This is a genomic window from Bradyrhizobium vignae, assembly GCF_004114425.1.
GTDB lineage: Bacteria > Pseudomonadota > Alphaproteobacteria > Rhizobiales > Xanthobacteraceae > Bradyrhizobium > Bradyrhizobium vignae.
In genome coordinates, this window is the sequence record NZ_RDQF01000068.1 from 26,179 (window position 1) to 35,471 (window position 9,293).

The window sequence follows — 9,293 nt, forward strand, 5'->3', positions numbered from 1 at the left end:
GGAAAGAGTTTTCATCGCGCCAAACCATTGACTAAAAATTCATTACCTGAACAAGCTGTGCATCGGGTAAAATCGCTGAAAAAACAAGGCGAAGGAAATATTAACCTTACCTCGTAAGCTGCATTGTAGCCTTTCTCGCCCTAACTGATATATGAAATTTCAAAAACCTATTAGAGAGTTTCTCGTTGCCTCGAACCCAGTCCCGGCGGCGAACCCGGGCGAGAGGGAAGCGCTATCGCGCCGTGGCCCTTGCTGCCGTGGCACTGATCGGAACGTCGCTTCTCCTCCTTCGTCCCGATGCGCCCCCCATACGAGCTCCGAAAGATTCCACGGTCGCCGCAACCAAGCTCCTGCTGGACGGGCCATCTGGCGCGCGGTTTGCCGGCGAACTCGCTGCATCCAGACAGGGATACTTCTCCTCCCGCATTGAGGTGTCGGCCTGGCCCGAAGACCTTGACTTTGTCAAAACTATTGCACGCCAACAAGCCATCGGCGTGACGAGCGGGCAGAAGTTCCTCCTGGCGAGCTGGCGTGGCGTGCCCGTGACCGCCTTTGCTGCGAGCTTTCTGGATACTTCTGTCGCCATTTTCGCGCTCGAAGCCTCGGGATTGCGGCGGCCGGCTGATCTGGTCGGAAAGCGGGTCGGATACCGCGTCGCGAGCGAGGGAGACGTCGTTTTCGGCGCTATGATGGCGCAGCTCGGGCTTCCCCGAAGCCAGATCACCAAGGTGCCCGACCGCGACAGCTTCGAAGCCCTGCGGGCCGGGGAGGTGGATGCGATCATCGCCGCCGTCGACGAGCAGCCTGATCCCTCCAGTCCGAGCTCCTTGAAGCTGAGCGTCATCAAACCGCAGGACTACGGCATTCATGTCCCGGGCCAAGTCTATTTCGCGAGCAATCATCTCATTCATGACCAGCCGTCCGTGATCTCCGAGGTCCTTCAAGGGCTCATTCGAGGATGGCAATTTACCTACGCGGACTATGCACGGAGCGTGCCCGTTCTCGCCGGCACTGGCCCAGCCAGGCTGAATTCCGAGCGGCTGAAATTCGAGCTGCAGCAGCAGCGCCCGCTGGTACTGCCGACCGGCGGCCGCATCGGCGACTACGACGAAAGTCGCTGGCGCACGCTTCGGGATATCCTCCTGTTCGCCAAGCTCGGCGAGGAAGACGTGCCTTTGGCTCAGACGGTCAACTATCAGTTCCTTCGGGAGGTGTACCGCCGTTCACCCGACCTCGCTGCTCCGGGCGCCTGGAACGAGGAAAAATAGGACTAAGAAGCCACACTTGCGCGCCATATGGTCCCAAAAAGCCCTCGCCGCCCCCGCATCGGTTGCATTTGCGCCGGTGGCCTTGGTAAAGTTCGGTTCACTATTTGGGCTAGTGGCGGAGTCCCGTTACGGACCATGACGTTGGTCGGCTGGGGTCTGACAAGCGCGTGTCGGAATCAAATCCGCAGGGGCGAGGAGCTTTTTGGATGTTTAGGACGTTGATGCGAGCAGGTCTTTTGGCTGCAACTGTTACCTTCTGTGCAGCGAGCGGGGCGAGCGCCGCAATGCAGATGCCGGCGCCGGCCGCCCTGCTCACAGGTGAGAGCCAAGCGACGCCTGTCACGTTCTGGGCGCAGCCATATCCCTACCGTTATGTGCCGCGGCGCCACTGTCCGTTAGTGCGGGTCGAGACGCCCTATGGCTGGTACATGGACCGCGTTTGCGCGCCGGTCGGCCCGGTCCTGCGTCGGGCGTACTGAGATTGAAGTAAACCGAGCGGCGACTGCCGCCTGTCACCAATCCTTCCAAGGCAGTCGCACAGTTGATGCGGCTGCCTTGCTCGTTTTTGTTTCATGGTGTGCTGATCATTTGTGCGCGCAGCGCAGGTTCACCATGAATATCTTTGTTGGGCCGGGGCAGGCTGTCGTATGGTGAAGATTGTGTTAGCAGATTGGCGGGGCTGCATCAGCAGCGTGATTGCGTAAAGCGACCGGTAGCGATCCCGCCGGAAGCTGACAGAGGATACGATGACAGGGGCTTCAACCTACGATCTCACGGGCAAGCGTGTCTTCGTCGCGGGCCACCGCGGCATGGTGGGGTCAGCTGTCGTCCGCCGGCTTGCGTCGGAAAATTGCACCGTGCTGACCGCTGATCGGCGTGAGCTGGATCTGACCAAGGAAGAACCCACGCTCAGATGGCTTGAGGCTAATCGCCCGGACGTCGTGGTTCATGCCGCTGCCAAGGTCGGCGGTATCGCAGCCAACAACAATTTCCCGGTCGACTTTCTATGCGATAACCTTGCGCTGGAATTGAGCGTGATCCGCGCGAGTCACGCGGTTGGTGTGCGGCGCCTGCTGTTCCTCGGCTCGTCCTGCATCTATCCCAAGCACGCCAAGCAGCCGATGGCCGAAAGCGAATTGCTGACAGGGCCGCTTGAGCCCACCAACGAGTGGTACGCGATCGCCAAGATTGCGGGCCTCAAGATGTGCCAGGCGTATCGTCGGCAATATGGCGATGATTTCATCTCGGTCATGCCGACCAATCTCTACGGCCGCGGCGACAATTATCATCCGGATCACAGTCACGTCCCGGCCGCGTTGATCCGGCGCTTCCACGAAGCCAAGCTCGCCAATGCGCCCAGCGTCTCCGTGTGGGGCACCGGCACGCCACTTCGCGAATTCCTCAATGTCGAGGACCTAGCGGATGCCTGCGTCTTTCTCTTGAAGCACTATTCAAGTGACCAGCCAATTAACGTTGGGAGCGGCGACGAGGTTTCGATCGCCGAATTCGCGATGACTATCGCCGAGGTCGTCGGTTACGAAGGCAGTTTGATCTTCGATACTTCCAAGCCTGATGGTGCGCCGCGCAAGCTCCTAGATAGCTCACGTATTCAGGTGCTTGGATGGCGCGCCACCACTTCGCTGCGGGAAGGGCTTGCTTCGGCTTTTGAAGACTTCCTTCAGGGCCATGGCCGTCACTTTACGGTTAGCCGGGCGAGTTGAGCAGCCCCATACTTCTCGCCAAGTTTTTTGAAATCGTTTTTCGTTGGATTATATCAATGCGCATTCTGCTAGTCGGCATCAACTACGCGCCCGATCTCATTGGGGTGGCGAAGTATAATACGGAGCTCTGCGAAAGCCTCGTCGACGAAGGTCACGAAGTTAGGGTGATCACCGCGCCACCTTATTATCCTACTTGGAAGATCCCGACGAGGTTCAATGCTTCATATTTCAGGGCCACCAATATCAATGGCGTCCGCGTCACGCGCACGCCGATTTACGTCCCTGCGCAGCCATCGGGTGGGAAGCGTCTGATTCACCATGCGTCTTTCGCATTGAGTAGCATGCTGCCGGTCCTTATTGACGCGCTTTCTTGGCGGCCAGATGTCATGGTCGCGGTCGCGCCGTCTCTGATGTCGGCTGCCTTCGTATCGTTCGTCGCTCGCCGCGTCGGTGCCAAGTCATGGCTCCATGTCCAGGATTTCGAGGTGGATGCAGCATTTGATCTTGGTTTGCTGCGTAACCATTCTCTGCGCAAGGGGATGCTGAGAGCGGAAGCGGCGATCCTCAAGTCGTTCGATCAGGTTTCAACCATCTCTGAGGCGATGCTGCAGCGCCTAGCAATCAAGGGGTTGGCTCCGAACCAAGCGCTTGAGGTCAGAAACTGGATTGATACCAGCGCGGTTCGCCCAGGTTCGCGAATGACGAAATACCGTCAGCAGCTGAAACTTGGCGAGGGCGATATCGTTGCGCTCTACTCCGGAACGATGTCGAATAAGCAGGGGCTTGACCTAGTTATCGAGGCTGCGATTCGATTGGAGCGAAGCCATCCGCATGTTCACTTTATTCTTGCGGGCGAGGGGCCGCACAAGATGAGGCTCGAGCAGATGGGCGCCGGACATTCCAATATTCATTTTCTCGAACTTCAGCCCCACGAGAGCTTCAATGAATTGATGGCAACGGCCGATTTTCATCTCATTCCACAGAAGGCGGCAGCAGCCGACCTAGTGTTGCCGTCTAAACTTGGCGCGATCTTCGCCTCGGCGCGGCCGGTTATCGCGATGGCCAAAGAAGGTACGGGGCTAGAGGCGGAAGTGACTGGCGCGGGTCTCGTGGTTCCGCCGGGAGATTCATTTGCTTTGGAACTTGCGATCTGCCAGCTCAGTGAGGCGCCCGCACTCCGCCGGCGTTACGGCGATGAAGGACGAAAACGTGCCCTCGATCGCTGGGATCGGCGGACTATCGTTCTTCGGTGGGCGGAGGTCATGGCAGGCGAGTCCAACTCAACTGGGAAAGAGGAAAGCGAGTCGGCAGGCGCTAACGACAACGTTGCACTGCCGGTGGAGGATGCGGTTCTTCGATAGAGTATTTGTGCCTCGCAAAGTAGCGGAAGCCGTCCGGTCCCATAACTGATGAGGGCCCTCGGTGCTCGACAGATCCTCTTGCGCTTTAGCGGCCTCAGCATGCGTTCGCTGCGACTGCTTCCGACTGAACGCGCGGCGCGCACGGCGAAGATCATCGCATACGCGTGGCCAGATCTATCGGGGGTCCCGAGATGACGGAACGATTCATCAGCAACTGCAAGCTAAGAGCATTAACGGATCAGTGTCGCCGGCCACGTCTCCTGCAGCTGCTAGGCTGCGGCGATTTGAAGCGGGGTGCTGAGAAGCGGAGCATCGGCGACGACTCTGCTGTGAATCCGCCAATGAGGACGTCTGCGGCAGAGCGTCGCGCGGCCCCTGCCGAAGCCCATGCGCTGATCCGTGCCCTAAGCCTTCGAGGCGGTCGAGGCGAAGAACAGTCGCACCGCCTTGAGATTACGCCCTTGCGTGGTTCGACTCGTGGTGATCAACTGGTGCTCACTCGGAAAGCGTGCGTAGCTGGGCCAACCAAATTTTGTTATTGAGACGATCGTGCAGGCGCTCGCGCCCGGATCCGACAAGACGAAGGCTGAGGGCTGGCCGTGGCAGACTTGCGACGAATGCTCGGTTATCCCAACGGCTGCCTTGACGGCAATGAGTCAGTGATAGATGTATCGACTCAGCTGCGACGTGACGCTACGATTGCACGACGTCTCGCCTTCCCAAATGCCCACGCCACGAGGACGGAGACAGCGCGCTTGGAGGCCTTCAATCTTTTTTGCGAACGCGCGAATCTGCCGATGATAATGTAAAGCATTTCTCCTGAAGGAGCACCAACTGAACCTAACAATATTAATCCTTACTCTCAACGAGGAAAAACATATCAGGCGGTGCATCAACTCCGCCAAACGCATCGCCGACCGCGTCATAGTCGTTGATTCATTTTCCACGGATGCTACGAGGACCATAGCGCTCGAGCTCGGCGCCGAGGTGTATCAGCGCAAATTTATAAGTCATGCTGAGCAATTTAACTGGGGGCTTGATAATCTCAAAATCTCGACCGAATGGGTAATGAAGCTAGATGCTGACGAATATCTCGAGGATGATCTCGTTGCCGAATTGCACAATAAATTGCCGGAGCTTCGGCCCCAAGTTAGTGGAATCTTGCTAAGATACAAACTGATCTTCATGGGACGTTGGATTCGGTTCGGCGGTCGCAATTCATTGAAATTGGTCCGAATTTGGCGGTTCGGATTCGGTCGACTTGAAAATCGTTTGATGGATGAACATGTCGCAATTCAGTCGGGCGACATTGTGGAATTCAAATCTCACTTCTGCGACCACAACCTTAATAACTTTTCATTGTTCATTGACAAACATAACGGTTACTCGGTCCGCGAGGCGGTCGAGTATCTGATTCAAAAATATAAACTACGCCAGCATCGGACGAGTAATCAATCTCTTGAGCGAAGCGCTCGCATAAAACGAATACTTAAGTCTGAGGTCTACCATCGCCTTCCAGTTCTTCTCGCGCCCTTTCTTTACTTCTTTTATAGATTCTTTGTTCTCGGCGGCTTCTTGGATGGCTACCAGGGCGTTGTATATCATTCTTTCCAGGCGCTGTGGTACCGGTTTCTAGTTGCAGTTAGAATCGTCGACTGGGACCGTAAAATTGCATGCCTACCACCAACTGCGCGTCTCGCCCAACTTGAGGAGCTGTCTGGATTGCACTTAGTTCTGCATGATGGAGGCGAAGGTCTTTCTTCGGGCGGTAATGCGACGACTAATAATCAATGCGGATGATTTTGGGCTTGATCGCGACACGGTTGATGCCACTATCGAGTTGATAGAGCGTGGGCTCGTTACAAGTGCAACTCTGCTACTTTGCGGTAAAGAGATTGATCGCGCGATTGACTTCGCGATAGGTGCGGGCGATGCCTGCTCGTTCGGTCTGCACTTTAATATCGTTGATGGCGCTATGGCGAAATGCCCCAGCTCCTTGACAGACCAAGTTGGGCAATTTCGACCGTCGATGATGCAGAGGCGCCGAGCTTTACTCGGTCGCCTTCTAGCGGCGGACATTGAGAAGGAGTTTGTTTGGCAGGCATACCGTCTACGGGATCGCGGCATTCGGATAAGCCACGTGGACAGTCATGGTCATTTGCATAAATGGCCAAGTGTCGCGCAGGTCATCGCGCCACTTCTAGGAAGACTCGAAATCGGTGCAATGCGGAGGCCTCAAAATCTGTATTTCCGGCATCGTCCTCTCGATTTGCTTGATGCTTATTGCACATGGCGTTTCCCGCGAGTGCGCACAACTGAGCATTATTGCGCGGTTGACCCGCACGAGTCCGATTGGCTCAATTTGTTGTCGTCTCTACTACCTGATGGAACTGTCGAACTGTCTGTCCATCCGGGTAAGACCGAACCCTGGCGTCGATGGGAATTCGAACCGCTAATTCGCGCTGGACCTTGTTTCTTCTGGGACAACGGTATTCAATTGATCAATTTTCATCAGCTCGTGAATGATTTAAATTTCTGCAGCTGACCTGAGGACTACTTTCGTTACGGACTTTGCGCAGAAAAGGGTAAATGGATCAGGTTGAATGTCTACCGTTGTCCGTCAGCGGTATGTTGCGCACGCTGCTGCAATTGAATTACGGCGTCGCGAACCCGGCCGACAATATCGGTCTTCCGCTAAGAGATCCGGTTCGTTGCCTTAATGGGGTGAATGGCCTTTCGCCGTCGCTACCGTTTGATGAAGGCAAAGGAGTAGCGGCTATTCGTGCGCTCACTCCTTAGCTGCTTCAACCTTCCTGTTTACTCGTGCCGCGGATAATATCTAAACCCGTGCTGCTTGATCAGTTCGTCGCGCTTTGCGGATTCGAGATCTTCCTTCATCATTTCTCGAACCAGTCTTTCGAACGACGTCTTGGGCTCCCATCCAAGTTTCCGCTTTGCCTTTGACGGGTCACCAAGAAGCGTCGCGACCTCAGTGGGGCGGAAATAGCGGGGATCGACGGAGACCACACACTTGCCGGTTTTGGCGTCATATCCCTTTTCTTCGATGCCGCTTCCTTCCCAGCGGATCGTCATGCCGACTTCGCTGGCTGCGACATTGACAAAATCTCGGACCGAATGTTGCACCCCAGTGGCAATCACGAAATCCTCCGGCTTGTCCTGCTGCAGCATCAGCCATTGCATTTCGACATAGTCACGCGCGTGTCCCCAATCGCGCAGCGCATCCAGATTACCTAGATAAAGCCTTTCCTGCAGTCCCAAATGGATACGCGCCAAAGCACGCGTGATCTTTCGGGTGACGAAGGTCTCGCCGCGGACGGGAGATTCGTGGTTGAAGAGGATGCCATTGCAGGCATACATCCCATAGGCTTCGCGGTAATTGACCGTGATCCAGTAGGCATAGAGCTTGGCGACCGCGTACGGTGAACGTGGATAGAACGGCGTGGTCTCTTTTTGCGGGATCTCCTGAACCAAGCCATAGAGTTCGGATGTTGACGCTTGATAGAAGCGCGCCTTCCTCTCCAGGCCGGTAATGCGCATGGCCTCGAGGATGCGCAGAGTGCCAAGGGCGTCGGAATTCGCGGTGTATTCGGGTTCTTCGAACGAAACGGCAACGTGGCTCTGCGCCGCGAGGTTGTAGATTTCGTCTGGCTGCACCTGGCCAACGATCCGGATCAGGCTCGAGGAATCCGTCAGATCGCCGTAGTGAAGCCGGAAGGGCGGATCGGGCTCGTGCGGATCGAGATAGAGATGATCGATGCGGTCCGTATTGAAGAGGGAGGTCCGGCGTTTGATGCCGTGGACCTCGTATCCCTTTTGCAGAAGAAGTTCGGCCAAATAGGCGCCGTCCTGCCCGGTGACGCCGGTAATAAGTGCTCGCTTCTTTGTCATAAATAATCTCTGGGTTCGGTAGGCTGTTCGTACTCGAAAACGAAGAGAATAGGGAGATGGGCTGGGTCGAAAATGCAAGCTTAGATTAACAGCGCTGAGGTCTGCGCAATAGGCAGCAGAGGTCCTCCTAAGGTTATTTCGAATTTGTGTTTCCACGGTGAAATTCTGGCTCTATGGATGTTGTACGATTTGTGAATTGAAGTTGGCCTGGAGCTTCAGATTTTGGACAAACGCATAATCCCCCTGATCATGTGCGGCGGTGCCGGCACGCGGCTGCGGCCCGCTTCGCGCGAGGTGCGGCCCAAGCAATTCCTGCCGCTGTTCGGCACACGCTCGACCTTCCAGGACACGCTGCTGCGCGTGTCCGATCCCTCGCTGTTCGATCGTCCTGTTGTCATCACCAATGCGGCCTACCGCTTCATGGTGCTGGAGCAGCTCGCCGAGATCGGCATCGAGGCGGACGTGATCCTCGAGCCGATGCGGCGCGATTCCGGCCCCGCGATCGCCGCCGGCGCGGTGTTCGCGCAGAACCGCGCCAGTGAAGCGATCGTGCTCGCGCTCGCCGCCGACCACGTGGTGCAGGACAATGCCGCCTTCGTCGCGGCGTGCCGCGAAGGCCTCACGGCTGCGAGCGCCGGGCGCATCGTCACCTTCGGCGTCAAGCCGGAGCGGCCGGCGACCGAATACGGCTACATCAATCCGGGCGAGGCGATCTCCGGCGAGGTGCATGCGGTGGCGCGCTTCGTCGAGAAGCCGGACGCGGTGAAGGCATCCGACTACGTCAATTCGGGCTATCTCTGGAACAGCGGCAACTTCATGTTCCCGGCCGCTGTGCTGCTCGACGAATATCGCAGGGTCAGCGTCGACGCCGTCACCGGCGCCGTCAACAATGCCGGCCGCGATCTTGGCTTCGTCACGCTGGAGCCCGAAGCGTTCGGTGCGGCGAAGGCGATCTCGATCGACTATGCGGTGATGGAAAAGACCTCGCGCGCCGCCGTGGTGCCGGTATCGTGCGGCTGGTCCGACGTCGGCTC

The 9,293-nt window shown here is 56.9% G+C and carries 8 protein-coding genes; 7 read left to right on the forward strand and 1 reads right to left on the reverse strand.

Going from position 1 to position 9,293, the window contains the following annotated elements:
- The first annotated feature begins 242 nt into the window (after positions 1–242).
- From EAV90_RS34460 to EAV90_RS34490, 6 genes are all read left to right on the forward strand, one after another.
- Positions 243–1,268 carry an ABC transporter substrate-binding protein gene (locus tag EAV90_RS34460; RefSeq protein ID WP_245509688.1) on the forward strand — a complete coding sequence of 342 codons (1,026 nt, stop codon included), beginning with the start codon at positions 243–245 and terminating at the stop codon, positions 1,266–1,268.
- 746 nt (positions 1,269–2,014) lie between these two features.
- Positions 2,015–2,989: a GDP-L-fucose synthase family protein gene (locus EAV90_RS34470; protein WP_129145954.1), complete on the forward strand. Its 975-nt coding sequence runs from the start codon at positions 2,015–2,017 to the stop codon at positions 2,987–2,989.
- Positions 2,990–3,045: 56 nt separating this feature from the next.
- Entirely contained in the window at positions 3,046–4,350 is a 1,305-nt protein-coding gene (locus EAV90_RS34475) for a WcaI family glycosyltransferase (RefSeq protein WP_129145955.1), read from the forward strand.
- 852 nt (positions 4,351–5,202) lie between these two features.
- Entirely contained in the window at positions 5,203–6,150 is a 948-nt protein-coding gene (locus tag EAV90_RS34480) for a glycosyltransferase family 2 protein (protein WP_283810523.1), read from the forward strand.
- Positions 6,089–6,895 (forward strand): ChbG/HpnK family deacetylase, encoded by an 807-nt coding sequence (locus EAV90_RS34485; RefSeq protein WP_129145957.1) that lies wholly within the window; start codon positions 6,089–6,091, stop codon positions 6,893–6,895. Before EAV90_RS34480 ends, EAV90_RS34485 begins: the two co-directional genes overlap by 62 nt.
- 44 nt (positions 6,896–6,939) lie before the next feature.
- On the forward strand, positions 6,940–7,149 hold the full coding sequence (locus EAV90_RS34490; protein ID WP_129145958.1) for a hypothetical protein: 210 nt from the start codon (positions 6,940–6,942) through the stop codon (positions 7,147–7,149).
- A gap of 18 nt (positions 7,150–7,167) precedes the next feature.
- Here EAV90_RS34490 and gmd read toward each other — a convergent pair whose 3' ends face one another.
- Positions 7,168–8,259: a GDP-mannose 4,6-dehydratase gene (gene gmd, locus EAV90_RS34495; protein ID WP_129145959.1), complete on the reverse strand. Its 1,092-nt coding sequence runs from the start codon at positions 8,257–8,259 to the stop codon at positions 7,168–7,170.
- Positions 8,260–8,481: 222 nt separating this feature from the next.
- On the opposite strand from gmd, the gene EAV90_RS34500 reads away from it, so the two are divergent.
- A partial coding sequence (locus tag EAV90_RS34500; RefSeq protein ID WP_164937232.1) for a mannose-1-phosphate guanylyltransferase occupies positions 8,482–9,293 on the forward strand: 812 nt, incomplete at its 3' end.